This window comes from Microbacterium sp. NPDC055903 (genome assembly GCF_053615555.1).
Genome location: NZ_JBSHCA010000001.1, coordinates 1,580,441 through 1,605,003, shown reverse-complemented (window position 1 = coordinate 1,605,003; position 24,563 = coordinate 1,580,441). Strand labels below are relative to the sequence as shown.

Sequence of the window (24,563 nt, the reverse complement as noted above, 5' to 3'; positions counted from 1 at the left end):
AAGTAGCACAACTACCTAAATGGGCACGCTTTCAGACTAAAACCGGATCTGATTGTGTGCATCTCCGTCATTCAGGTAGTGTAACTACAGAACGACAGAACGGATACCGAATGCCCACCGCTGCACATCCGGCCGAACCCGTCGCGCTGCGCGTCGACGCCGACCGCGGACGGTTCACCGGCTCGACGGAGCGCTATGAGAAGCACCTCGCCGACCTCGCCGGTCTCTACCGATCGACCGAGGACTTTCAGAATGCTCTCGCGTCCGACGACGGCGAGCCGGTCTACTGGGTGGAGAGCAGCACGCCCGACACCGGACGTGGAGCGCTCACGATCGGCCTGAGCGTCCTGCGCCCCGGCCGGATCGGGGACGAGTTCGCCATGACGCGCGGACACCTGCACGCCCAGGCGGAGTTCGCCGAGCTCTACCACGGCGTCTCTGGCTCCGGGGTGATGCTCCTGGAGAGCGTCGAGGGCGAGTCCCGCGCCGTCCCGATCGGGCCGGGCATCTCCGTCCACGTGCCTGGGGGATGGGTTCACCGCAGCGTCAACGTCGGTGACGAGCTGCTGGTCACGCTGTTCGCCTACGCGACCGAGGCCGGTCAGGATTACGGCATCATCGAACGTGCCGGCGGGATGAGCCGGCTCGTCGTCAGCGACGGCCTCGGCGGCTGGACGACCCGCGCCAACCCGGATCACGGAGGCTATCGTGCCTGAGCAGAACCCCGTCCTCGCCGACCTCGCCGCGCACATCGACATCAGTTGCGTGCAGGCCCAGCACAGCCGGGCGGACATCGTCGAACTCGCCGACCGCGCACGGGCGGGTCGCTTCGTCAGCGCACATGTGCTGCCCAACAGACTGACGGAGCTGCGTGCCCTGCTGGAGGGCTCCGGGGTGCTCGCCGGTTCGCCGGTGGGATTCCCCAGCGGCGGAGCGACCACCTCCACCAAGCTCGCCGAAGCCACGGAACTGTTGGAGAACGGCGTCCAGGAGCTGGACGTCGTGGTCGCGGTCGGACGGCTGCGCTCGGGTGAGACGGACTACGTGCGCCGCGAGCTCTCGCAGGTCGTGGCGCTCGTGGATGGACGGGTGCCGCTCAGGGCGATCCTCGAGGTGGGGCATCTCGGCGACGACGAGATCCGGTGCGGCGTCGACGCCGCCGTGGAGGCCGGCGTGCCATGGATCAAGACCGGCACCGGATGGTCGGGGAGGCCCACGACCATCGACCATATCCGGCTGATCGCGGAGCGCACGGCCGGCCGCGCCGCGCTCAAGGCTGCAGGCGGGATCAGGACCGTCGAGACCATCCGCACCATGGCTGAGCTCGGCGTCACGCGCTTCGGGATGAACGCGGAGGCAGCCGTCGCCGCCGTCGCCGCGATCGAGAACGGGGGAGAACGATGACCCTCCCCGTCCTCACCGCACAGACGCTCCGCCCAGCGGAGTCCCCGACGCTGTACTTCATCGGTGTGACCACCGGAGGCTCGTCGATTCAGCACGTGTTCCCGCTCTGGGCAGAGGCGCTGCTCCTCGACGGCGCGGTGCTCCAGGGCATCGACATGCCCCTGCACGCACCGCGCGACGACTATCGCCGCGTCGTCGAGTTCATCGCCGCTGACCCGCTGAGCCTCGGCGCGCTCGTGACGACGCACAAGATCGACCTCTACGCGGCGTGCGCGGATCTCTTCGACGAGATCGATCCTTTCGCGCGCCTGATGGGAGAGACGAGCTGCATCTCCAAGCGCGACGGAAAGCTGATCTGCCACGCCAAGGACCCGATCTCCAGCGGTCTGGCACTGGACGCCTTCCTCCCCGCCGGCTACTGGTCCGCCGCACCGGCCGAGGCCGTGAGCATGGGGGCTGGCGGCTCGACGATCGCGATCAGCTGGTATCTCTCGCGCCGGACGTCGGCCGAGGACCGCCCCTCGCGCATCATCGTGACGAACCGTTCCGCCGCGCGGCTCGATCATCTGCGCGAGATCCACGCCGAGATCGACACCGACACGCCCTTCGAATACGTGCTCACCCCGACACCCGAGGACAACGACCGCGTGCTCGCATCCCTGCCGTCGCGTTCCTTGGTGGTGAACGCGACGGGTCTGGGCAAGGATGCGCCTGGTTCGCCGCTCACCGACGCGGCCGTCTTCCCTGAGCACGGCGTCGCGTGGGATCTCAACTACCGCGGTGAGCTCGTCTTCCTCGACCAGGCCCGCGCGCAGGAGGACGCTCGCGCGCTGCGGGTGGAAGATGGTTGGATCTATTTCGTGCACGGCTGGACGCAGGTGATCGCCGAGGTGTTCCAGGTGGACATCCCGACGTCCGGTGCATCCTTCGAGCGCCTCAGCGACCTCGCCCGTTCCGCAAGGCCATGATGGACGATCTCGCGCTGGCATACGACCTCGGCACCGGCGGTTGCAAGGCCGCCCTGTGGACATCGGAGCCGAGGATGCTGGCCGAGACGGTCGTCGCCTACCCGACGCTCCACCCCGCACCGGGCCGGAGCGAGCAGCGCCCAGCGGACTGGTGGGACGCGGTCATCGCCGCGACAAGGGCCCTCCTCACGAAGGTTCCCGGCGCCGATGCCCGGATCGCCGGCATCGCTCTGTCCGGGCAGAGCCTCGGGGTCGTCCAGGTGGACGCCGGCGGACGCCTGATCGGTGCCGCCACGCCGATCTGGTCCGATGCACGCGGGGACAGCACTGCGGTGTTCGAAACCATCGACGAAGAGGACTGGTACCGGCGCACGGGCAACGGCTTCGGCGCCTCCCTGTACCCGCTCTTCAAGGCGCAGACGCTCCGCCGCGAGGACCCGGTCGGCTGGCGCCGCACCAGAGCACTGCTCGGCTCGAAGGACTGGATCAACCTGCGTCTCACCGGACGCACCGCCACCGACCATTCCATGGCATCCGGATCCGGCGCGTACTCGCTCGCGCACGGCGACTACGACGCCGACCTCGTGAACGCCGGTGACCTCGACGCCGGCCTGTTCCCCTCCCCGCGCGAATCGCACGACGCCGTCGGCGAACTGTTGCCCGATCCCGCCGGCGCGCTGGGCCTGCCGCCCGGCATCCCGGTGTTCGCCGGTGCGGTCGACAACGCGGCGATGGCACTCGGGTCCCGCGCCACGGCGGAGGGCAGGATCTACGCGGCCCTCGGCTCGTCGAGCTGGATCACGGTCAGCAGCGCACAGCCGGTCGTGGACGTCGCAACGCGCCCCTATGTGTTCCGTCACGCGATTCCCGGCATGCACGTGAGCGCGCTGTCCACGTTCAGCAGCGGGACCAGCCTCGACTGGCTGCATCGCCTTCTGGCTCCCGGCCGCGCGGTCGAGGATTTCATCGACTCGGCCCTGGCGAGCACCCCAGGGTCGAACGGCGCCGTGTTCGTCCCCACGCTGGCGGGCGGGACACCAACCGAAGGCGGTCCCGGTGCGCGCGGCGCCTTCGCCGGCCTGGAACTGGGCACGGCCCCCGCCGATCTCATCCGTGCGTGTCTGGAAGGCGTGGCATTCTCTCTGGACCGATCGCTGCGGCTCATGCGAACCCTCAGCGGGAGCGAGGACGACCTGCTCATCTCGGGCGGGGGCAGCCGTTCGGCCGTCTGGAACGCGATCTACGCAGACATCCTCGGCACGCCGCTCGTTCGAACGGACGTCGAGCAGCAGGCGGCCACCCTGGGCGCGGCCGCGATCGTCTTCGTCGGCCTCGGGACCTGGCAGGACTACTCGCCCACCGATCGCGCCCACACCGTCGCCGAACGCATCCTCCCGAAGCATCCCGATGCGTACGCCCGCGCCAGGGCACGGTTCGAGGCAGCCGTCGCCGGCATCGCGGCCCTGCCTCCCCTCTGATCCTCCGCTCGACCCGATTCCCTCAAAGGAGAGACATGTCCCCCCTCCCGCTCGTCGTCATCACCGGTGCCAGCTCGGGCATCGGCGCCGCGACCGCGCGCGCCTTCGCCGCCGCGGGCCATCCGCTTCTGCTCATCGCGCGCCGCCTCGAGCCGATGCAGGAGCTCGGCATCGCCCAGGCCGAGCTCGCCGCGGTCGACGTGAACGACACTCCGGCCGTCGCGGCGGCGATCGCGCGTGCAGAAGAGCGCTTCGGCCCGGTCGACCTCCTCATCAACAACGCCGGTCTCATGGCGCTCTCGCCCGTGGCCGAGCAGGACCCCGCACTCGTGCAAGAGCAGTTCGACGTGAACTGCGTCGCGCTGATGAAGAACAGCCAGCTCGTCCTGGGCGGGATGCAGCGACGTGGACGCGGCACCATCGTCAACATCGGCTCGATCGCCGGCAAGCAGCTCTACGGCGACCACACCGTCTACAACGGGACGAAGTACGCCGTGCACGCGATGACCGAGGGCCTGCGGCGCGAGAACGCCGCACACGGCGTGCGGGTGCTGCTCGTCGCTCCTGGAATGGTGGATACGTCATTGCTCGGGCACACGCATGGGGAGGTCCTGGACGGCTATCTCGATTACAAGCGCAGCATCGGCGGCGGGCTCGCCCCTGACGACATCGCCGCCGCGATCCTGACGGCGTATCAACTGCCGCAGCACATCAGTTTCCGCGAGATCGTCGTCGCGCCGACCTCCCAGGACGCCTGATATGAAGCGCAACGGCATCCTGCACGGCGACCTGTCGAAGCATCTGGCAGGCCTCGGCCACACCGACCGATTCCTCGTCGTGGATTCCGGGTTCCCCGTACCGGAGGGCGTTCCCGTCGTCGACCTCCGAGTCGTCTATGGCCTGCCGCGGTTCGAACCCGTGCTCCGCGCAATCCTCGACGAGATCGTGGTGGAAGCGGTGCTCGTGGCCGACGAATTGCCGGCGGCGAACCCGCTCGTCGACGCCGTGATCCGCGGGAGCGTGGGCGCGCCGCTGACGAGCGTCTCGCACGCTGAGCTCAAGCGCAGCGCCTCGGGAGTGCGATTCGCCGTGCGGACCGCCGAGGACACCCCCTATGCGAACGTCCTCCTGACCGCCGGAGTCGGCTTCCCGGTCTGATGCCGCTGACGATGGTCCCGCGCGGATTCCGTGCGGGACCATCGCCATGCCCGCCTTCGGGTAGCCAGGCTACGTAATTTCACCTATTTTGACGACTTTTGCCTCGTTTTCCTCCATTGCTGGCTTAAGTTCTGTAGTTCTACTACAGTGACTGCCGAATGCGGCACGGCTGCCGTGGCATCTCGCCCGACACCCGTGCCCTGTCAATGGAGATAGGAGATCGAGATGCGACGAAGAATCGGAGCGGCGGCCGCGACCGCCACTGCCCTCACCGCAGCGTTGCTCGTCCCGGCGCTGCCCGCGAGCGCCGCCGATGAGCAGCGCACGGTCACGGTGGACCTCGACGAGGTCCTTCAGGAGGACTACCTCGGGATCGGCGTGAACGTCATCCCCTGGAGCCTGATGCCCGGCACGACGACACGCGGATACGACGAAGCGGACTGGGAGGTCGATGTCGAGCGCATCCTGACCCTGCAGCCCAAGGTCGTCCGCCTCTGGTTCCAGATCGACTGGATGGAGCAGGAGAAGGGCGTCTACGACTTCGAGAGCGACCGCATGAAGGCGTTCTACCGCTACCTCGACGCCTTCCAGCAAGCGGGCACCGAGGTCGAGCTCAACTTCGGCTGGAAGGTCGGGCAGAGCGTGCACGACTGGTTCCTCTACCCGGGCGTGACCAAACCGTACGAGAGCGCTCCGGGCGATCTCGTCGCATACGGGCACTCGGCGTCAGCGCTGCTGAACGAGCTCATCAACGAACGCGGCTACGAGAACGTCGACTACCTCACCTTCTACAACGAGCCCAACGGAAGCTGGGATTTCGAGGGACCAGCCGATCAGAAGGCGTACTACGCCGCGATGGCGCGCCAGGTGCACGATCAGCTCATCGCAGACGGCCTCCGCGACGAGGTGGAGATCTGGGGACCGGAAGAGGTGAACGCACCCGAGTGGACCCAGTACATGGCCGAGCACGCCTCCGACGTCTTCGACCAGTACTCCTTCCACCTCTACGGCGAGTCCTACGAGCTCATGGGCCAGGCGATCGACCAGCGCCGAGAGTACATCGGCGACGCCCCGCTGAACCTCTCGGAGATGGGATGGACCAATCCCGGCACCAGCGTCTGGGAGACGGGCTACGCGAACTACATCATCCGCAGCGCGAACAGCAACGTGCACTCCAACCTCATCTGGCAGCTCAACGGCGTGATGACCGACGACCCCGCCGGCGACACGAACGGGTCCTACAACCTGTGGGACTCGCTCGTTCTCGGGCTCGAGCCGACGGCGGCGTTCTACGAGGCGGGGCTCCTCATGCGCTACGTCCCCGAGCACAGCACGGTGCTGGGCACGACGGTGTCTGACGACGACATCCGCGCGACCGCCTTCCGCGACGCGGATGGCGAACTGACCGTGCTCGTCGAGACGCAGGACGGCTCGGCCAAGGACGTCACCGTGGAGTTCACCGGCGGCGACGTCACCGAGGACTTCCATCGCTTCGTCTTCAGCGACTCCCGTGTCGAGATCGAGGAGAACGCGCTTCTCCCGGCTTCCACAGGAACCCTCACCCTCTCCGCGAACGCGTTCACCGACGATCAGATCGGCGAGGAGAACACGTTCGCCGTCTACACGACGGCCCCGGCTGCCACCCAGGTGGCGCTGACGCCCGCTCAGTCGACGATCGTCGGCGGCGCGAAGACCGCCCTCGAGGCCGACGTCATCGACGGCGACGTCGACGACGAAGTCAGCTGGTCCGTGGTGGGGTCGGGGAACGGCTCGATCGACGAGGACGGCGTTTTCACCGCACCCCAGGTCGAGACCGAGAGGACGATCGCCATCCGAGCCACCGTCGATGACGACGCGTACGGCGTCGCGCAGGTGACGGTCACACCCGCCTCCCGCGAGGGAGTCGTCGACGCTCCTGTGTTCAGCCTCGAGCCCGGCGTATACGACTCGGTCGAGGCCGTCACGATCACCTCCGGCACCCCCGATGCCGAGATCCGATACACCACCGACGGCAGCGTGCCGACAGCATCCTCGACCCTGTACACGGGCCAGATCCTGCTGAAGCCGCTCCAGACCACCTACCTCCGCGCGATCGCGATCGCGGAGGGCTCGGAGGACTCGGGGGTGACATCGAGGCTCTACAAGGTCAAGGGGATCCAGAACGCGCCGGACGGCTACGCCTTCTGCCAGTACGAGGACGGCGGGCTCTGCGCGTTCGACGGCGAGGCCAGCGTCGCGTTCGGGTCCGAGGGACTGTTCAGCTATGCCACGTTCACCGACGGTGTGGACTGCACGGCCGCGTCGTTCCCGGAGAACCCCAATCCGGATGCCGAGGACAATCGCTGCTTCTTCAACATGGAGATCCCCGACACCGACCCGGTGGTGACGCTCTACAACGCCGGATTCGAGAGCCCTGCCACGAGCGGGACCTCTAACGGACCGATGGTGAACGGCTGGACGTTCAGCGCCCGCTCGGGCATCCAGCACAACAACAGCGTGTTCAACCCTGCGTCGCCCGCGCCGCAGGGCGAGCGCACGGCCTATCTCAAGACCGACTCGGGCTTGGGCAGCCGCATCGATCAGACGGCGGTCTTCCCGGCAGGCACGTACGCGTTGACGTTCTACGGAGCCGTACGCACCGACTTCGGGGGAAAGCAGGAATGGGACGTCTTCATCGATGACACGCTCCTGGGCCACTACGCGCCGGCGGGCGGCACGTACGAGTTCTACGAGACGGATGCCGTGGAGCTGACCGCCGGTGAGCACACGATCTCCTTCGTCGCGACGACCACTCTCGGTGACAACACCGGGTTCGTCGACGACGTGAAGGTCGTGGCCGCCGACGACGAGGCTCCCGACGAGACGAAACCGGTGGCCGAGCTGATCACCCCGACCACCTCGGGTCCGCACTCCGCGTTGTCCCTTCAGGTGAATGCGAGCGATGATCGTGGTCTCGACCGCATCGTTGCGAACATCTACCGCGACGGGGTTCTCATCAAGAGCACGCAGACCAAGGTCGAAGGCGTCTCCGGATCGCATGCGGCGACCGTCACCGTTCCAGACGGCACCTACGTGATCCGGTACAACGCGCAGGATCTGGCGGGCAATATCGCGCAGACCAAGACCTTCACGGTCTCGGTCGATGCGACGGCGCCGACGGTGACCGTGAAGGAGGGATCCTCCTACACCACAGCCGCTGACGACGGATACGAGAAGGTCAGCTTCAAGCTGTACGACGCGGGCAAGATCGACCGTCTGACGGTGAACGGGGTGACGAAGGACCTCACGGACAACGCGTGGTCCGACCTCAACTTCGTGAAGCCGGGTGCGTTCGGGGCCGTGGCGGGAGCGAACACACTGGTCGTCTACGACATGGCCGGTAACGCCACGACCGTGGAGTTCTCGCTCGGTTAGGCGAGATCATCTGCAGGCGGCGCCGCGTCCCTCCAGGGGGCGCGGCGCCGCTGTGTCCTAGAGTGAGGGATCGAGCGAGGAGCCTGCATGACCGAAGACCGCCGTACCGTCGTCGTGATCGGCAGCGTCTCCGCCGATCTCACCGCCTATGCCCCGCGACTCCCGCATCCCGGCGAGACGATCCTCGGTGAGGACTTCACCCTGCTGTTGGGCGGCAAGGGCGCGAATCAGGCCGTCGCCGCCGCCAGGGCGGGGGCGACGACCGCCTTCGTGGGATGCGTCGGGGAGGACCCGTTCAAAGACATGATCGTCTCCGCGTTGGACGCCGAGGGGGTGGACCTCACCCATCTGCGCACCGTCGCGGGCCCGAGCGGCGTCGCTCACATCCGGGTGGATGCCTCGGCCCAGAACGACATCGTCATGATCCCGCTCGCCAACTCGGCGCTCGATGCGGCGCAGATCGACACGGCTGTGACGGCTCTCGCACCGACCGCCGGCGTGCTCCTGACGCAGCTCGAGACTCCCTCGGCACTGACCGCGCACATCCTTCGCGCCGCCCGCGCCGAGGGCATCCTCACGATCCTCGATCCCGCGCCGGCCGCATCCCTGCCGGACGAGGTCTGGCAACTCGTCGACGTGGTCACCCCGAACGAGACCGAGGCGACCGTGCTCACCGGGATCTCCGTGGTCGACGCCTCCAGCGCACACGAGGCCGGACGCTGGTTCCTCGATCGGGGGGTACGGACGGCGATCATCACCCTCGCGGAGCGCGGTTCATGTGTGGTGACGTCCGAGGGCGTCACGCTGATCGCTCCGATCAGCGTGACCGCGGTGGACACGACAGCTGCGGGTGACGCGTACGCCGGAGCTCTCGGGGCCGCCCTGGCGTCCGGGCTCCCTATGGAGGAGGCCGTCCACCGCGCGACGGCCGCTGGTGCACTCGCCGTCACGCGCCGAGGCGCATCGCAGAGCCTGCCGACACTCCAGGAGATCGAAGCGCTCCTGGCCTGACCCTCCCGGCGAGGGCGGCTACTCCTCGGAGTGAGCCACGGCTACGCTTCTGGCATGACCACGCTCATCCTCACCGTCGTCGGCACGGATCGCCCAGGCCTCGTCGCCGCCGTCGCGGATGTCGTCGACGCCCACGGCGGCAACTGGGAGAACAGCCGTCTCGCCGAGCTGGCCGGAGCCTTCGCCGGCGTCATCCAGGTCGGGGTCCCCGAGACCCGTCGGGCCGAGCTGACCTCGGCGCTGAAAGAGCTCGAGGGACTGCTCACGGTGTCCGTGCACACCGGTGCGGATGCGGCAGAGGATGCTCCCGCATCCCGCCCCGTCGCCGTGCAGGTGCTGGGCAACGACCGGCCCGGCATCGTGCGCGAGATCTCCGCCGTGCTGCGCGCCCACGGCCTCAGCATCGACGCCCTCACGACCGAGACGAGGGATGCCGCGATGGCCGGCGGACGCCTGTTCGAGGCATCGGTCGTGGCCGACGTCCCGGCATCCGCCGACCTCGACGCCGTGCGTGCCGACCTCGAGCGCCTGACGACCGAGCTCCAGGTCGACATCACCCTCGCCTGACCCGTCCGCTCTCCGACCCCGCCCCTCCCGATCGCGGTGGCGAAACCTCTCCTGAGCGACGAAACCCCGCCGTATCCGCGTGGATATGACGGGGCCTCGTCGCTGACGAGAGGTCTCGCGGGCGAAGTCCTCAGACCAGACGGGACTTCGGCGAGACCGAGTACGTCGCCTCGGGGTCGCTGTTCACGACGCCACCCAGGGCGGTGTCGATCGCGGCGAGCGTGTCGGCATCCAGCGTCACACCGGAGGCCTTGACGGTGTCGGCCAGCTGTTCGGGCCGCGAGGCCCCCACGAGCGCCGCAGCGACGTTCTTGTTCTGCAGGACCCACGCGATCGCGAGCTGCGGCATGGTGAGGCCCGCCTCGGCCGCGATCGGCTTCAGGCGCTGCACGGCCTCGAGGATGTCGTCCTGCAGCAGCCGCTTGATGAACTCGGCGCCGGAGTGCGGGTCGGTCGCCCGCGAACCGTCCGGCACGGGCTGACCGGGCAGGTACTTGCCGCTCAGCACGCCCTGCGCCATGGGCGACCAGACGATCTGCGAGATGCCGAGCTCTTCGGAGGCGGGAACCACCTTGCCCTCGATGACACGGTGCAGCATCGAGTACTGCGGCTGGTTGGAGATGAGCTGCACGCCGAGCTGCTTCGCCAGCGCGTGCCCCTCTCGCAGCTGCTCCGCCGTCCACTCGCTCACGCCGATGTAGAGCGCCTTGCCCTGTCGGACGACGTCCGCGAAGGCCTGGAAGGTCTCCTCCAGCGGCGTCTCGTAGTCGAAGCGGTGCGCCTGGTAGAGATCGACGTAGTCCGTGCCGAGGCGCTTCAGCGATCCGTTGATGGACTCGAGGATGTGCTTGCGGCTGAGGCCGGTGTCGTTCGGCCCCTTCGGGCCGGTGGGGAAGTAGACCTTCGTGAAGATCTCCAGGCCCTCGCGGCGCTGACCCTTCAGCGCGTCGCCGAGGACGACCTCCGCCGCCGTGTTGGCGTAGGTGTCCGCCGTGTCGAAGGTGGTGATGCCGGCGTCGAGCGCGGCGTGCACCGTCTTCACCGCCGCATCGTCGCCCACCTGCGAGGCGTGCGTGACCCAGTTGCCGTACGTGATCTCCGAGACCTTGAGACCGCTGTTGCCGAGGTAGCGATAGTTGACCATGCCTCAACGCTAGGGCCTGCCGGCGACATCGGGGGCGGATGCGTCCGAAACGCGTCATCCGAGGTCGTCAGAGCAGCTCGCGGTAATCCCGCCATGCCTCCCCGAGACGCCGGATGCCCTCGCTGAGAACATCGGGGGCAGCCGTGTAGGGGATGCGCACGTGGTCGTCCGGCGAGGTCGTCGCAGCGAACTCCGTGCTCCCCGCGACCGCGACTCCGTGCACGGCCGCCGTGCGGATGAACGTCTCGGCTGATCCACCAGGCAGCTCGAGCCACAGCGAGAGTCCGCCGCGCGGCGCGGTGAACCGCCACTCCGGCAGGTGCTCGGTCAGCAGGCGCACGAGATCCCGCAGCGCCTGGGCGTGCGTGGCGCTGATCTCACGACGCAGGGCAGGAGCCTGATCGATGAGGCCGAGGGCGAGCAGCTGCGCCGGCACGCTCGTGGACTGATCCACGAGCTGCCGTGTACCGCGCAATCGGCGCACGAGCACGGGATCCGCGCGCATCCATCCGATCCGCAGGCCGGCCCACGCCCACTTCGACACCGACTCGACGACGATGATGGGCGCGTCGGGGCGCAGCCCCGCGAGCGTCGGCGGCACCACCCCGTCGAAGGACACCGGCGCGAGGACCCGGTCCTCCACCACCGGGACGCCGTACTGGGCGGCCAGTTCCGCGACCCGCAGTCGGGCCGCCGCAGGCATCCGCGTTCCCGTCGGGTTGTGGTGGTGCGGGTTCACGCCGACGAGCACCGGGCGCATCCGCACGATCGCCGCTTCGAGGGCCGCGACGTCCATGCCGTCCGGTCCCATCGACAGACCGTAGACGATCCCGCCGCGCCGCCGGACCATGTCGCTGAGCCCGGGCCAGGTGACCTCCTCGGTGAGCACGACGTCTCCCGGCCCGACGAGTTCGCTGACGAGCAGATTGAGCCCCTGCTGCGCGCCGTGGGTCACGAGGATCTGCTCTGGAGTGGTCGGCGTCCCCTCCCCGGTGAGGAGGTCCGCGATGCGCTCCCGCAGCACCGCGAGGCCGGCCGGGTCCGTCTCGGCCAGCGCGCGCGGATCGAAGCCGGTGGAGCGCTCCTGGATGATCCGGGCAGCCGTCGCGGGGATCTCCGGCACGCTGCGCAGCAGATCGACGGCTGACGGCAGCGCGGCGAAGAGCGCCTCTCCCCGCCCCGGCCGTGAGGCGCTGGGCACGGCGGCTGCCGCTCCCGCGATCCGCGTGCCGCTGCCCTGCCTGCGCTCCAGCACTCCGCGCTCGGCGAGATCCGCATAGGCCGCGACCACCGTGCCACGCGACACGGATGCCGCCGCGGCGAGCGCGCGCTCGGCGGGAAGGCGATCCCCCGGCCGGAGCTCCCCGGTCGACGCGAGCTGCGCGATCGCTGCGGCGAGCCTGCCGGAGAGCGTGCCGTCGCCGTGTGCCCATCGGCCGAGACGCGCGACCAGTCGATCGGATGCCACCATGGCCGAACCCTGGTCCACCAGCCGGAGATTGGCCCTGTCTTCACGCGTCATACCGACCGATTATGGTCCAATGACCGCCACTCTCACCACGAATGCCACTGTTCTTGATCCATTCCCCACGGATTGGACCGTCGAGGACCTGCTGCACTGGATCGCGGCGGACGACGCGAGGCTCAGCGACCCCGCGCTGCGCGGTCCGCTCCGCGCCGTCGAGGAGGCTCTCACCGGAACCCGGTGGACGACCGAGCTCGACGCGGACCTCAAGGGCGCGCGCCTCACCAGGGAGCCGTCGATCGTCAGCCTGGTGCGCTCGATCGCGCTGCACACACGGCGCTGCCCCGCGGCCCGCGCGATGAGTCTCGCCGAGGCGCTCGAGTCCTGATCGCAGTCGGATGCGTCGAGCATCCGCGCTTCGGTCGACGCCTGTCGCCGCCACCCGCCGCTCCTGGCGACCACACCCGCCAACTCGGGCAGCGCGCGGCGCCGACTCAGCCCGCCTGTGCCGGAGCGGACTGCTCCGTCACCACCGCCGCCCGATCCCGGAAGCCCTCGGCCGTGACCCTGTCGAGCGCGACCTGCTTGCGGATCGCCGCGGCACGCTCATAGAGGCTGGGGTCGCCGTAGCTCGTCAGCACCTTCACGAGCACGGGAAGCAGCTCGATCATGAAGAACAGCGCCGCGATGAGCCAGTGCGCCCAGAAGATCGTCGGCTCCTTCTCGGCCAGGCGGTTCAGGCCGCTGATCTGGCTGAGCAGCCCGATCGCACCGGCGTTGCCCTGCGCCACGGACTCGGCGCGCGCGTTGTACGCGGCGAGCGCCGTCTCGTAGCTCGTCTGCGCGGCGGGCAACTGCGCCTCGGCGGACTCCCGGTTCTGGGCCTCGGATGCCGCGGTGTTCTCCTTCGCCGCGGTTCCGGCCGTCGCGAGCTCCTCGTTCGCGACGCGCAGCTGCTCGGCGAGGGCGTCGTAGGTCTGCTGCGCCTGGGCGAGCTGCGCGCGTGCGGCATCCGCGCTCGCGCCGGATCCGGAGACGCCCGTGCAGCCGGGCACCTCGCCCGCCCCTTCGCCGGTGAGCTCGCACTGGTAGAGAGCCCTGGCGTCGTCGATCACGCCCTGCTGCTCCGCCATCTTCGCGGTCACGTCCTCCACGGTCGCCTGCGCTGCGGATTCGCTCGCCGACGAGGAGTCCGTGCCGGCGACGATCCCCGTCGCCGCCTGGTTCTCGAGTTCGGCGAGGCGCGCGGATGCCTCGTCCAGCGCCAGCTTCTCCGGACCGCTGTCCAGCGCCTCCTGATCCGACTGCGCCTGCATGATGTTCGTGGCCGCCACCTCACGGGCGATGTCGTTGTGGAAGATCTGCAGCACGAGCGGCTCCGCGACGACGAACCCGATGATGGCCGCCATGATCACGCGGGGGATCGCGAGCCCGATCAGCTTCAGGACGTTGCGCGTCGACGACATCGTCGAGGTGAGGAACCGGTCGAGGTTGAAGATGATGAGCGCCCACACGATCGCGAGCGGCACCGCCAGCCAGATCGCCGCCTGCACACCCGTGGTCAGGGCGAACAGCATCGAGATGGCCGAGACGAGCGCGGTGCCGGCGAGCACGAAGAACATCTGCACGAACCGCGACGTCTCACCGGGAACGCGATCGAGCACCTCGCCGTCGGCGCCGCCGAGGATCGCGAGGGTGCGCAGCCGCGAGCCGGGCGTGCGCGGTGCGCGCGTCCTCCGCTGCCGCGGCGCCCTCGGTGCGGGAGCCTCGTGCGTCGACTCATCTCCCGCATCCGCGATCGGCTCGACCACCTCGGTGGCGGCCTCGGGGTCGGCGCCGGTCGGCTCGAACTCGCGCAGGAGTTCGAGCTCCTCGGTCTCGGCGTCCGAGTCGCCGTCGAGGACGATCCGCCCCTGCGAATCGAGACGGCCTGGCCGGTGAGCGGAATAGGGCATCCGCATAATCTACGAAACGTCGCCTGGACGTCCCGTGCACGAACCCTGTGGAGCGGCTCAGACCGTCGCCGCGGCCGCCTCGTCCTCCGTCGTCGCGACGAGCTGTCCGCAGGCGCCGTCGATCTCCTTGCCACGGGTGTCGCGGAGGGTCGTCGGGATGCCCGCATCGTTGAGGCGTCGGACGAACTCGTTCTGCACGGCAGGCTCCGACGAGGTCCAGATCGACCCCGGCGTGGGGTTCAGCGGGATGGGGTTCACGTGCACCCAGCCACGGCCCCTGGCGTTGAGCTTGTCGGCGAGGAGATCGGCTCGCCAGGCGTGGTCGTTCATGTCCTTGATGAGCGCGTACTCGATCGAGACCCGGCGACCGGTCTTGTCGAAGTACTCGCGGGCCGCGTCGAGGGCCTCATCGACCTTCCAGCGCGAGTTCACCGGGATCAGCTCATCGCGCAGCTCATCGTCCGGGGCGTGTAGCGAGAGCGCGAAGGTGACCGGGATGTCCTCCGCCGCGAGCTTCTTGATCGCCGGCACCAGCCCGACGGTGGAGACCGTGATGCCGCGGGCGCTCATGCCGAGCCCCTCCGGCTGGGGGGCGACCATCGTGCGGACGGCGTGCATGACGCGGTTGTAGTTGGCCATCGGCTCACCCATGCCCATGAAGACGATGTTGCTGACCCGCTCCATGGAGTGGTCGTCCTTCTTCTTGCCGCCCAGCTCGCCGTTCGCGATCGCGCGGTTGGCGCGCACGACCTGCTCGATGATCTCCGCCGCGGACATGTTGCGGGTCAGCCCCGCCTGACCGGTGGCGCAGAACGGGCAGTTCATGCCGCAGCCGGCCTGGCTCGATACGCAGAGCGTGATGCGTCCCGGGTAGCGCATGAGCACCGACTCGACGAGCGCGCCGTCGTGCAGGCGCCACAGGAACTTGATCGTGTCGCCCTTGTCGGTCTCCAGGCGCCGCACCTCGGTCATCAGCGGCGGCAGGAGCCCCGCGACGAGCTCCTCACGGCTGGATGCCGGAAGGTCGGTCATCTCGGCCGGGTCGGAGGTGTAGTGCGTGAAGTAGTGCGTGGCCAGCTGCTTGGCGCGGAAGCCGGGAAGCCCCAGCTCCTTCACCTTCTCCACCCGCTCGGCGGGGGTGAGGTCGGCGAGGTGCACGGGCGGCTTGCCGCGCTTCGGGCTCGCGAACTGCAGCAGCGGCTTCCCCGAGGCATCCTTCTGCTGGGTCCAGCCCTCGGTCGCCGGCCGCACCTGGGGCGCGCCGATGGTGACGGCCTTGCGGGGCGCGCGGGAGGTGTCGGTCATGCTTCCAGGGTACGGCGTCCGGGCTGGGAACGACCGGGGCGCATAGGCTCTGGGCATGGAGATCGTTCTGCTCATGGGCCTGGTGATCCTGATCGGGCTGGTCCTGCTCGGCGGCGCGGGGCTCATCCTGCTCCTGCTGCGCAATCCGCGACGAGGCGGAGACCGCGATCGCACACCTGCGGTCGTCCCCTCCGCGCCTCCGTCCGCCCCCGCGATCGCTCCATCAGCGCCGGCCACGACCGCGGTGCCCATCGCCGTCAGCGAGTTCACCGGGAACACGGGGCAGATCTCCGAGCAGGTCTCCGCCGAGATCGAGCGCCTGCTGGCATCCGGCAACCCCATCGAGGCGATCAAGGCGTACCGCGAGGAGACGGGCGTCGGCCTCCAGGAGGCGAAGAAACGCATCGACCACTGGCGCTCGAACGCGGCGGAGCTGCCCGCATCGCTCCCCGCCCTCGGCGACGTGCTTCCCGCGGACGTGCTGGGCGAGATCGCGCAGCATCTGGCGGCCGGACGCAAGATCGAGGCGATCAAGCTGCTCCGGGAGCGCGCCGACGTCGGTCTCAAGGAGGCGAAGGACGCCATCGAGGCCTTCGCCGACGGCATGCCCTGACCCTGGTGTGCGCGAGAATGGAAGCGCCAGCCGACGAAGGAGCCCCCATGACCGACCGTCTCGACCGCGCCCGCTCCACGGGCGTCCTCGCAGTGCTGCGCGCACCGTCTCCCGAGCTCGCCCTCGAGGCATCCGAGGCGATCATCCGCGGCGGCATCACCGGCATCGAGGTCACGTACTCCACCCCCGACGCCCCGGCGGTCATCCGCGAGCTCGTCGCCAGGCACGGGGATGCCGCCTACATCGGCGCCGGAACCGTCACCACTCCCGCACAGGCCACAGCGGCGGCAGAGGCGGGCGCGGCGTTCCTCGTGAGCCCAGGCACCCTCCCCGATCTCACCCGCACCATGATCGACACCGGTGCGGTCGTCATGACCGGCGCCATGACCCCCACGGAGGTCATGGGCGCGCTCGCGCTCGGCGTCGATGTCGTCAAGATCTTCCCCGCCTCGCTCGGCGGCCCCTCGTACCTGGGCGCCCTGCGGGGGCCGTTCCCTGATGCCCCGCTCATGCCCACCGGCGGCGTGACCCCCGACAACCTGAGCGACTGGTTCGCGGCGGGAGCGGTCGCGGTCGGCGCCGGCGGCGATCTCGCGAACGGCGCGGCGATCAAGGCATCCGACTGGGCCGACCTCACCGCGCGAGCCGAGCGCTTCGCCGCGGCGCTGGCAGCCGTCCGCTCCTGATCATGCGGCGGATGCTCGCGCTGACGCTGCTCGCGGCGGCGCTGCTCAGCGGGTGCGCCGCCGGACCGACGACATCGGCCTCACCGACGACCACGGAGGACACCATGAACAGCGAGCTCATCGCGGCCGCGACCTCGGGCAATGCCGACGCCGTGCGCGCGGCCCTGGACGCCGGAGCCGACATCGAGGCCCGCGGCACGGGCGGCATGACCGCACTCGTCGCGGCGACCAAGGCGAACAACGTCGACGCGGCGCGTGTGCTCATCGAGGCCGGCGCCGACGTCAATGCGAAGGACGACATCCAGGACTCCGCATACCTCTACGCCGGCGCGCGGGGTCACGATGAGATCCTCATCATGGCGCTCGCCAACGGCGCAGACCTCGACAGCACGAACCGCTTCGGCGGCACCGCCCTGATCCCGGCGTCCGAACGCGGCCTGCTGTCGACGATCGCGATCCTCCTCGAAGCCGGAGTCGACGTCGACCATGTCAACAACCTCGGCTGGACCGCCCTGCACGAGGCCATCGTGCTCGGCGACGGATCGGCGACCTACGTCGAGGTCGTCCGCGCACTCATCGCCGGAGGGGCGGACGTGACGATCCCGGACGGCGACGGGGTCTCGCCGAGGGAGCTCGCGGCCGATCGCGGCTACGACGGGATCGTCGCCGAGATCGACCGCGCGCTCTGATGCCGGGGCTCGAGCCCTGGGCCTGGGCGCTCCTTGGGCTCGCCGCCCTGACGATCGGCGTCTCGAAGACGGCGCTGCCCGGAGGCAGCACCCTCGCGATCGTGCTGTTCACCTCGGTGCTTCCCGCCCGCACCTCGACCGCGGCGATGCTCCTGCTGCTCATCGTCGGCGACGCCTTCGCGCTCATCGCCTATCGTCGGCACGCCCACTGGCCGACGCTGCTGAAGCTGGCTCCGGCCGTCATCGCCGGTCTGCTCGTCGGGTTCCTCTTCCTGTCGTTCTCCGACGACGGCCTGGTCCGGCGGGTGATCGGCGTGATCCTGCTGCTGATGATCGCGGTCACGCTGTGGCGGAGGTCACGGCGCACCGCCGAGGAGAGGTCCGGATTGCTGCTCGCCTCGGCCTACGGGAGCCTCGGCGGATTCACGACGATGGTCGCGAACGCCGGCGGACCGGTGATGTCGATGTACTTCCTCGCCACGCGCACGCCGGTGCAGGTGTTCCTCGGCACCTCGGCATGGTTCTTCGCGATCATCAACCTCGTCAAGGTTCCGTTCCTGGCGGGCATCGGGCTCATCGACGCGCAGGTGCTGCTGATGGATGCCGTGCTCGCGCCCCTCGTGGTGGTCGGCGCCCTCGTCGGGCTGCGGCTCGCGAAGCGCCTCGACCAGGGACTCTTCGACCGCATCGTGATCACCCTGACGATCCTCGGCGCCGTGTACCTGCTGTTCTGAGGCCGTCCGCACGCACGCTTCGACAGGCTCAGCGAGCGACATCGTGGCCGTCCGCATGCACGCTTCGACAGGCTCAGCGAGCGACAGGGCGTCCGGAGGCTCAGCGAGCGGCCGCGCGGTATCTGCTCCCTGAGCCTGTCGAAGGGCGCCGATGCCGCGACTCAGTCCAGGAAGATGTCGGGGAACAGCGCGTCGTCCGGCGTGCCAGGCACGGCGGCGTAGCCGGAGAAGTCCGTCACGCCGTCCGCCTCCAGCACGTCCTCGACGACGAGCGTCTGCCCGGTCAGCTCGCGCGCGGGACGCGTGAGCACCGCATACGCGGCGTCGGCATAGATGTCCGGTGTACGACTGGCGGCCATGATCCGATCCCCGCCGAGGATGTTCTGCACGGCGGCGGTCGCGATCGTCGTCCGCGGCCACAGGGTGTTCGCCGCGATCCCGTCCTTCGCGAACTCGGCGGCGATGCCGAGCGTGACCATCGTCATCCCGAACTTCGCCAGGGAGTATCCCGTGTGCGCACCCAGCCACTTCGCCGTGGGGTTCAGCGGAGGCGACAGCGAGAGGATGTGCGGGTTCGCGGCATCCTTCAGCTGCGGGATCGCCGCCCGCGACAGCATGAAGGTGCCGCGCACGTTGACGTCCTGCATGAGGTCGTACTTCTTGGCGCCGAGTTCGAGCGATCCGGCCAGATCGATGACGCTCGCATTGTTGATGACGATGTCGATGCCGCCGAACTCGCCCTGGGTCTTCATCACCGCCTCGGTGATGTCGTCGTCCTCCCGCACGTCGCCCACGATCGCCAGCGCCTGGCCGCCTGCCGCGCGGATCTGCTCCGCCGCGGTGTGGATCGTGCCCTCGAGCTTGGGATGCGGGGTGTCGGTCTTCGCGAGCATCGCGATGTTCGCGCCGTCACGGGCGGCGCGCAGCGCGATCGCGAGGCCGATGCCTCGGCTGCCGCCCGACATCAGGATGGTCTTGCCTGCCAGCGTCATGTCGTCTCCTCGGTGAGTGCCGTTGCGGTCGAAGGGGAGGGGATCATCTCGGCGCCATGCGGATCGCGCCGTCGAGGCGGATGGTCTCGCCGTTGAGGTAGCCGTTCTCGACGATGTGCTGCACGAGGGCGGCGTACTCGGCAGGCCTCCCGAGCCGCGCGGGGTAAGGCACCTGCTCGCCGAGCGAGGCCTGGGCGGCTTCTGGCAGACCGGCCAGCATCGGGGTCTCCATGATGCCAGGAGCGATCGTGCAGACGCGGATGCCGTGACGCGCGAGCTCCCTGGCGACGGGCAGCGTCATCGCATGCACGCCGCCTTTGGACGCCGCGTAGGCGGGCTGCCCGATCTGGCCGTCGAAGGCGGCGACGCTGGCGGTGTTCACGATGACGCCTCGGTCCCCCGAAGCCGTGGGCTCCTGCGTCGCGATGACGGCGGATGCCTGAGAGAGCACGTTGTACGTGCCGACGAGGTTGATGCGCACGAGTCGCTCGAAGTCGGAGAGCGGCGTCGGCACGCCCTCCCGATCGAGCACCTTGGCGGGCGGAGCGATGCCTGCGCAGTTCACCACGATGCGCAACGGCGCCTCCGTGTTCGCCGCGGCGACGGCGGCTGCGGCATCCTCTGGGCTCGTGACATCTCCGGGGGCGAAGACGCCGCCGAGTTCTGCGGCGAGCGCCGCACCGGCGGATGCCGGGAGGTCGAGCAGCGTGACGTGCGCGCCGGCCGCGGCGAGCGCGCGGGCCGTGGCGAGGCCCAGCCCTGAGGCGCCGCCGGTGATGAGCGCTCCTGCACCCTGGATCTGCATGCTGTTCTCCTTCGAACCGTCGTGCAACTGCGTGCCACTTTACGCGGAATTCAGTTCCACGCTGGCGTGGGGGCCTGCCGCGGTGTTGGCTGGAGGCATGGAACTGCGCCGCAAGCGAGCCTACGACACCCCCTCCGGCGACGACGGCTTCCGCATCCTCGTCGATCGACTCTGGCCGCGCGGCGTCTCCAAGGAGCGTGCCGCGATCGACCTGTGGGCCAAGGACACCGCACCGAGCGCCGAACTGCGAAAGGCCTGGCATGCGGTGCCGGATGCCGAATGGGCGGCGTTCGCCGAGCGATACCGCGCCGAGCTCGGCCACGAGAGCGCATCCGCCCTACAGATGCTGGCCGACACCATCCGGGAGCATCCTGTCGTCACGCTCGTCTACGCGGCACACGATCCGGAGCACAACCACGCCCTCGTCCTGGAGGACGAGCTGCGGAACCTGCTGTGAGCATCCCCGGTCTCGACATCGAGATCCCGGAGCGTGTCCTCGACCTCGCCCGCGGAGCTCGGCTGGCTCCGGTCTGGCGCAACGGTCTCGGCGGGCTGACCTTCCGCACAGACGACGGCAGGTACATCAAGCACGGCCCGCACGACCTCGAGGCGAACATGCGCGACGAGGCGGAGCGCATGCGCTGGGCGGCCCGCTGGATCGCCGTGCCCGTCGTGCTGGAGCAGGGCGCGGATGCCGATCACGAATGGCTCGTCACCGAGGCGGTCGAGGGCTCCAGTGCCGTGGATCCCCGGTGGAGCGACGATCCGGCCACTGCCGTGCGTGCGGTCGGCGAGGGTCTTCGGATGCTCCACGAGGCGCTTCCCGTCCCGGAGTGTCCCTGGTCGTGGGGCGTCGAGGCGCGGCGCGCGAACGCTGCCCGGCGCGGCGTCGTCATCCCGGACGCACTGGGGACGGTCCCGGAGATCGACCGGCTCGTGGTCTGCCATGGCGACGCGTGCATGCCGAACACCCTGCTGTCGGCGAACGGGGCTGTGACCGGCCACGTCGATCTCGCGGCGCTCGGCGTCGCCGACCGTTGGGCGGACATCGCCGTCGCATCGATGAGCACGGTGTGGAACGTCGGTCAAGGCTGGGAGGATGCGCTGATCGAGGCGTACGGGGTGGAGCCCGACCGCGAACGACTCGCCTACTACCGCGACCTCTGGAACGCGGGCTGAGCCCGCAGGTCAGGACGGGCCGAGGATGAAGTTCCAGCTGCCCGCCGCGACGGCGGCGGTGATCGCGAGCACCGAGATCAGTGCGCCGACGAGCAGGAGCATCCACTCGGGCATCCCGAAGCGCGACTCCCGCGCCCATGTGCGCGGCCCTGCGGCGCCGAATCCGCGCGCCTCCATCGCCGTCGACAGCTTCGCCCCCCTGCGGATGGACAGCACGAGCAGCGCGAAGGCCATGCCGAGGAACCGGCGCACGCGGCCCCGATCGGCGACCCCCCGCGCTCGGCGGGCGAGCTCGAGCGCACGCCAGTCGTCGAGGAACAGGCCGACCATCCGCAGGCCGGCGAGGGCGCCGAGCACGAAACGCGAAGGGAGTCTCAGCACCTGGCCGAGGCCGTCGGCGAGGTCGGTCGGATCGACCGTGATGAAGAGGACGACGGAGGGCAGTGCGATGGCCAGCACGCGAAACAGCGTCGCGACCGCCAGTTCCAGGGACCCCTCGCTGATGCGCACGACGAACCACTCGGCGTAGACCGTTCCGCTCTGCTCGCCGTACAGGGCGATCGTGAGCGCGGTCAGAGGAGCCGCGAGCCAGACCGGCCACGTGCGCACCCAGAACTCCCGCCACCCGATGCCGGCGAAGAAGAAGAGCACGCTCTCCAGCAGCAGGGCAACACCCGCGGAGACCGCGTCGAGTGTGAGGATGAGCGGGATCGCGATGAGGGCGCTGACCCCCAGCTTCGCGACCGGGTTGATGCGCGCGATGATCCCGGTGCGCACGGCGGCATCCGTCATCGTGCGCCGGCCGGTTCGAGGCGCTCGGCGTGCAGGGCACGGACCACGTCCTCGTCGTGCGTGACCGTCACGATCGCGGCCCCCTCGTCGCGAAGTCCGGCGAGCAGCGCGATGAGCTCGGCCCATGTCCTGGCATCCTGTCCGAACGTCGGCTCATCGAGCACGAGCAGACGGGGCCGGGTCGCGAGCGCCGCGGCCACCGTGAGACGACGCTTCTCCCCTCCGGACAGCGTGTACGGGTTCGCCGGCGCGAGGCGGTCCAGGCGCAGCCTGGCCAGGAGCTCGTCGGTGCGCTGCGCGATCTCCGCCTCGGGGATCCCGAGGGCACGAGGGCCGACGGCGAGCTCGTCGCGCACGGTCTTCGCGAGCAGCTGATGCTCCGGCTCCTGGAAGACCATCCCGATCCGCGTGAGCAGCTGCTTCGAGGACCAGCGGATGGGCGCATCTCCCGCACCGGCCGCGAGGGCGGGGGATGCCGTGAGCCGTCCGCCCTCGGGTCGGATGAGCCCGGCCATGGTGAGGCCGAGGGTGGACTTCCCCGCACCGTTGGGACCGGTGATCGCGAGCGCCTGACCGGCGCGGACCTCTGCGCGGATGCCGGTGGCGACCGGCACGCCCTTCGCTCTGGCCACGGAGAGGTCGTCCGCGGCGAGGAGCACCTCGCCCCTGGAGCTCCGCGGCGCGGGTGGGGTCGGCGGCGGAAATCCCGGTACCCAGACACCCGCCTCGGCGAGGTCCGCACCGAGGGCGCCGAGCACCCTGTCGGGAGTGCCGTCTGCCACCACTCCTGCATCGCCGAGCACGATCACCCGCTCGATGAGCGGAAGCCAGACGTCCAGCCGATGCTCGACCACCACGAGCGTGGCGGGGTGCGTCTCGAGCATCCGCTGCACCGCGTCGCGGACCTCGACGACGCCGGCGGGATCGAGGTTGGCGGTGGGCTCGTCCAGGAGGACGAGCCCTGGACGCATCGCGAGGACGCCGGCGAGCGCCAGGCGCTGCTTCTGCCCGCCGGAGAGGGCCTTGGTCGCCCGGTCCAGCGGCACGTCCAGGCCGACGGCGTCCAGCGCACCGCCGACGCGGTGCCAGATCTCCTCCCGCGCGACGCCCAGGTTCTCGCATCCGAAGGCGACGTCATCGCCGACGCGGGCCAGGATCACCTGCGAGTCGGGGTCCTGCAGCACCAGCCCCGTGCGGCCTCTCGCCGATCCAGCCGGGCCGTCGCCGACGCGCAGCTCGCCCTCGTGCTCGCCCTCCTCGTCACCTCCGAGCACGCCGGCGAGGCCGTGCAGGAGCGTCGACTTGCCCGCCCCGGATGCCCCGAGCAGCAGGACGCGCTCGCCCGGCTCGATGCGGAACGAGACGTCCCGGAGCGCCCAGGCCTTGCGCGTCGCGTGCCGCCAGCCCCAGCCCCGCGCCTCGACGGCTGCCGGGCCCGATGTGCCGTTCGCCATCTCAGACGCGCACGCGCGCCTCTCGCCCTGAGCCGAAGCGCTCCAGCGCGCCGGTCGCGGCGATGCCGCGCGCGAGCGCCCATCCGAGAGCTCCGGCGAGGACGGCACCCGAGACGGTCGTGCTGATCAGATAGATCACCGTGAAGGCGGCGTCGGACCCGGCGAACCACAGGATCATGTTGTTGACGCCTCCCGCCAGCGCCGCCCCGGCGCCCGCGAGGATCGCGATCGGAAGCGACCAGCGCTTGTAGAAGAACAGCAGGAACACGATCTCGGCACCGAGCCCCTGCACGAGGCCCGCCTCGATGGTGAGGAACCCGCCCCACTGCGCACCGGCCAGCGCGGACACGACCGCGGCGACGACCTCCACGTAGACAGCGGCGCCCGCCTTGCGGATGATGAGGCCGCCGAGCACACCGGCGATGAGCCACGGGCCGTCGAGCAGACCCTGCAGCCCCGGCAGCAGCGGCTCCAGCAGCGCCTTCGGGCCGAGGTAGCCGACGTTCCATGCCAGGAACAGGAACCCGCAGGCGACGCCGAGCACGCTGGCGACGACGATATCGACGACGCGCCAGCGCCAGATCTCCGGGCGGAACAGTGCCGTACGGCGGGATGCGGACGTGGACGTACTCATCTGATCTCCTCCCTGCGCCGGCATGATCCGGATCAGGTTCGACGGTCGAAGCGCGGTTCGCTTCCTCTCAGCCCGGCTCGCCGGACTCCCGTGGGTGTGTGCTCACGATCATACTC

The 24,563-nt window shown here is 69.6% G+C and carries 25 protein-coding genes and 1 riboswitch; of the genes, 16 read left to right on the top strand and 9 right to left on the bottom strand.

The annotated features are described in order from the left end of the window. The first annotated feature begins 110 nt into the window (after positions 1-110). From ACWGJP_RS07420 to ACWGJP_RS07380, 9 genes are all read left to right on the top strand, one after another. On the top strand, positions 111-716 hold the full coding sequence (locus ACWGJP_RS07420; RefSeq protein ID WP_452329111.1) for a glucose-6-phosphate isomerase family protein: 606 nt from the start codon (positions 111-113) through the stop codon (positions 714-716). Beyond that, positions 709-1,404 (top strand): deoxyribose-phosphate aldolase, encoded by a 696-nt coding sequence (deoC, locus tag ACWGJP_RS07415; protein ID WP_452329110.1) that lies wholly within the window; start codon positions 709-711, stop codon positions 1,402-1,404. Before ACWGJP_RS07420 ends, deoC begins: the two co-directional genes overlap by 8 nt. Further along, entirely contained in the window at positions 1,401-2,372 is a 972-nt protein-coding gene (locus ACWGJP_RS07410) for a shikimate dehydrogenase family protein (RefSeq protein ID WP_452329109.1), read from the top strand. Before deoC ends, ACWGJP_RS07410 begins: the two co-directional genes overlap by 4 nt. Beyond that, positions 2,369-3,850, top strand: coding sequence for a xylulokinase (locus ACWGJP_RS07405; RefSeq protein ID WP_452329108.1), 1,482 nt, complete (start codon positions 2,369-2,371; stop codon positions 3,848-3,850). The genes ACWGJP_RS07410 and ACWGJP_RS07405 overlap by 4 nt, the downstream gene beginning before the upstream one ends. Before the next feature lie 35 nt (positions 3,851-3,885). Next, the gene (locus tag ACWGJP_RS07400) at positions 3,886-4,608 is read left to right on the top strand and encodes an SDR family oxidoreductase (protein WP_452329107.1); all 723 of its coding nucleotides are present in this window, start codon (positions 3,886-3,888) and stop codon (positions 4,606-4,608) included. A gap of 1 nt (position 4,609) precedes the next feature. Further along, positions 4,610-5,008, top strand: a complete 399-nt coding sequence (rbsD, locus tag ACWGJP_RS07395; protein WP_452329106.1) for a D-ribose pyranase — start codon at positions 4,610-4,612, stop codon at positions 5,006-5,008. A 225-nt stretch (positions 5,009-5,233) separates the two neighbouring features. Further along, positions 5,234-8,422, top strand: coding sequence for a chitobiase/beta-hexosaminidase C-terminal domain-containing protein (locus ACWGJP_RS07390; protein ID WP_452329105.1), 3,189 nt, complete (start codon positions 5,234-5,236; stop codon positions 8,420-8,422). 87 nt (positions 8,423-8,509) lie between these two features. Then, positions 8,510-9,433 carry a ribokinase gene (gene rbsK / locus ACWGJP_RS07385; RefSeq protein ID WP_452329104.1) on the top strand — a complete coding sequence of 308 codons (924 nt, stop codon included), beginning with the start codon at positions 8,510-8,512 and terminating at the stop codon, positions 9,431-9,433. Positions 9,434-9,487: 54 nt separating this feature from the next. Continuing rightward, entirely contained in the window at positions 9,488-10,000 is a 513-nt protein-coding gene (locus ACWGJP_RS07380) for a glycine cleavage system protein R (protein WP_452329103.1), read from the top strand. Between the two features lie 130 nt (positions 10,001-10,130). On the opposite strand, the gene ACWGJP_RS07375 is transcribed toward ACWGJP_RS07380, so the two are convergent. Together ACWGJP_RS07375 and ACWGJP_RS07370 are read right to left on the bottom strand one after the other, a co-directional pair. Beyond that, entirely contained in the window at positions 10,131-11,144 is a 1,014-nt protein-coding gene (locus ACWGJP_RS07375; protein ID WP_452329102.1) for an aldo/keto reductase family protein, read from the bottom strand. Between the two features lie 67 nt (positions 11,145-11,211). Continuing rightward, positions 11,212-12,666, bottom strand: coding sequence for an aminotransferase-like domain-containing protein (locus ACWGJP_RS07370; RefSeq protein WP_452329101.1), 1,455 nt, complete (start codon positions 12,664-12,666; stop codon positions 11,212-11,214). Positions 12,667-12,685: 19 nt separating this feature from the next. On the opposite strand from ACWGJP_RS07370, the gene ACWGJP_RS07365 reads away from it, so the two are divergent. After that, the gene (locus ACWGJP_RS07365; protein WP_452329100.1) at positions 12,686-12,997 is read left to right on the top strand and encodes a hypothetical protein; all 312 of its coding nucleotides are present in this window, start codon (positions 12,686-12,688) and stop codon (positions 12,995-12,997) included. 106 nt (positions 12,998-13,103) lie between these two features. Here ACWGJP_RS07365 and ACWGJP_RS07360 read toward each other — a convergent pair whose 3' ends face one another. Together ACWGJP_RS07360 and rlmN are read right to left on the bottom strand one after the other, a co-directional pair. Further along, complete coding sequence (locus tag ACWGJP_RS07360) at positions 13,104-14,564, bottom strand: DUF4407 domain-containing protein (RefSeq protein ID WP_452329099.1); 1,461 nt, start codon at positions 14,562-14,564, stop codon at positions 13,104-13,106. A gap of 57 nt (positions 14,565-14,621) precedes the next feature. Then, positions 14,622-15,869, bottom strand: a complete 1,248-nt coding sequence (gene rlmN, locus ACWGJP_RS07355) for a 23S rRNA (adenine(2503)-C(2))-methyltransferase RlmN (protein WP_452329098.1) — start codon at positions 15,867-15,869, stop codon at positions 14,622-14,624. Between the two features lie 55 nt (positions 15,870-15,924). Here rlmN and ACWGJP_RS07350 point away from each other — a divergent pair, with 55 nt between their 5' ends. From ACWGJP_RS07350 to ACWGJP_RS07335, 4 genes are read left to right on the top strand one after another with little or no spacing between them, the layout of a single operon-like run. Further along, positions 15,925-16,482, top strand: a complete 558-nt coding sequence (locus ACWGJP_RS07350; protein ID WP_452329097.1) for a hypothetical protein — start codon at positions 15,925-15,927, stop codon at positions 16,480-16,482. 47 nt (positions 16,483-16,529) lie between these two features. Further along, complete coding sequence (locus tag ACWGJP_RS07345) at positions 16,530-17,168, top strand: bifunctional 4-hydroxy-2-oxoglutarate aldolase/2-dehydro-3-deoxy-phosphogluconate aldolase (RefSeq protein ID WP_452329096.1); 639 nt, start codon at positions 16,530-16,532, stop codon at positions 17,166-17,168. A gap of 11 nt (positions 17,169-17,179) precedes the next feature. Further along, positions 17,180-17,857 (top strand): ankyrin repeat domain-containing protein, encoded by a 678-nt coding sequence (locus tag ACWGJP_RS07340; protein WP_452329095.1) that lies wholly within the window; start codon positions 17,180-17,182, stop codon positions 17,855-17,857. After that, on the top strand, positions 17,857-18,591 hold the full coding sequence (locus ACWGJP_RS07335; RefSeq protein ID WP_452329094.1) for a sulfite exporter TauE/SafE family protein: 735 nt from the start codon (positions 17,857-17,859) through the stop codon (positions 18,589-18,591). The genes ACWGJP_RS07340 and ACWGJP_RS07335 overlap by 1 nt, the downstream gene beginning before the upstream one ends. Positions 18,592-18,752: 161 nt before the next feature. Here the strand turns inward: ACWGJP_RS07335 and ACWGJP_RS07330 are convergent, their stop codons facing one another. Next, the gene (locus tag ACWGJP_RS07330) at positions 18,753-19,583 is read right to left on the bottom strand and encodes an SDR family oxidoreductase (protein ID WP_452329093.1); all 831 of its coding nucleotides are present in this window, start codon (positions 19,581-19,583) and stop codon (positions 18,753-18,755) included. 43 nt (positions 19,584-19,626) lie between these two features. Then, positions 19,627-20,388 (bottom strand): SDR family NAD(P)-dependent oxidoreductase, encoded by a 762-nt coding sequence (locus ACWGJP_RS07325; protein WP_452329092.1) that lies wholly within the window; start codon positions 20,386-20,388, stop codon positions 19,627-19,629. Positions 20,389-20,485: 97 nt separating this feature from the next. Here ACWGJP_RS07325 and ACWGJP_RS07320 point away from each other — a divergent pair, with 97 nt between their 5' ends. Together ACWGJP_RS07320 and ACWGJP_RS07315 are read left to right on the top strand one after the other, a co-directional pair. Next, positions 20,486-20,845: a DUF488 domain-containing protein gene (locus ACWGJP_RS07320; RefSeq protein ID WP_452329091.1), complete on the top strand. Its 360-nt coding sequence runs from the start codon at positions 20,486-20,488 to the stop codon at positions 20,843-20,845. Beyond that, positions 20,842-21,567, top strand: coding sequence for a phosphotransferase (locus tag ACWGJP_RS07315; protein WP_452329090.1), 726 nt, complete (start codon positions 20,842-20,844; stop codon positions 21,565-21,567). The genes ACWGJP_RS07320 and ACWGJP_RS07315 overlap by 4 nt, the downstream gene beginning before the upstream one ends. Before the next feature lie 9 nt (positions 21,568-21,576). Here ACWGJP_RS07315 and ACWGJP_RS07310 read toward each other — a convergent pair whose 3' ends face one another. The 3 genes from ACWGJP_RS07310 to ACWGJP_RS07300 form a co-directional block, all read right to left on the bottom strand. Continuing rightward, a complete protein-coding gene (locus ACWGJP_RS07310) occupies positions 21,577-22,359 on the bottom strand; it encodes an energy-coupling factor transporter transmembrane component T family protein (protein WP_452329089.1) in 783 nt (260 codons plus the stop codon). Further along, on the bottom strand, positions 22,356-23,813 hold the full coding sequence (locus tag ACWGJP_RS07305; protein WP_452329088.1) for an ABC transporter ATP-binding protein: 1,458 nt from the start codon (positions 23,811-23,813) through the stop codon (positions 22,356-22,358). The genes ACWGJP_RS07310 and ACWGJP_RS07305 overlap by 4 nt, the downstream gene beginning before the upstream one ends. A gap of 1 nt (position 23,814) precedes the next feature. Next, entirely contained in the window at positions 23,815-24,447 is a 633-nt protein-coding gene (locus ACWGJP_RS07300) for an ECF transporter S component (protein ID WP_452329087.1), read from the bottom strand. After that, a riboswitch (TPP riboswitch) is annotated at positions 24,440-24,549 on the bottom strand. It overlaps the preceding gene by 8 nt. Positions 24,550-24,563: the final 14 nt, after the last annotated feature.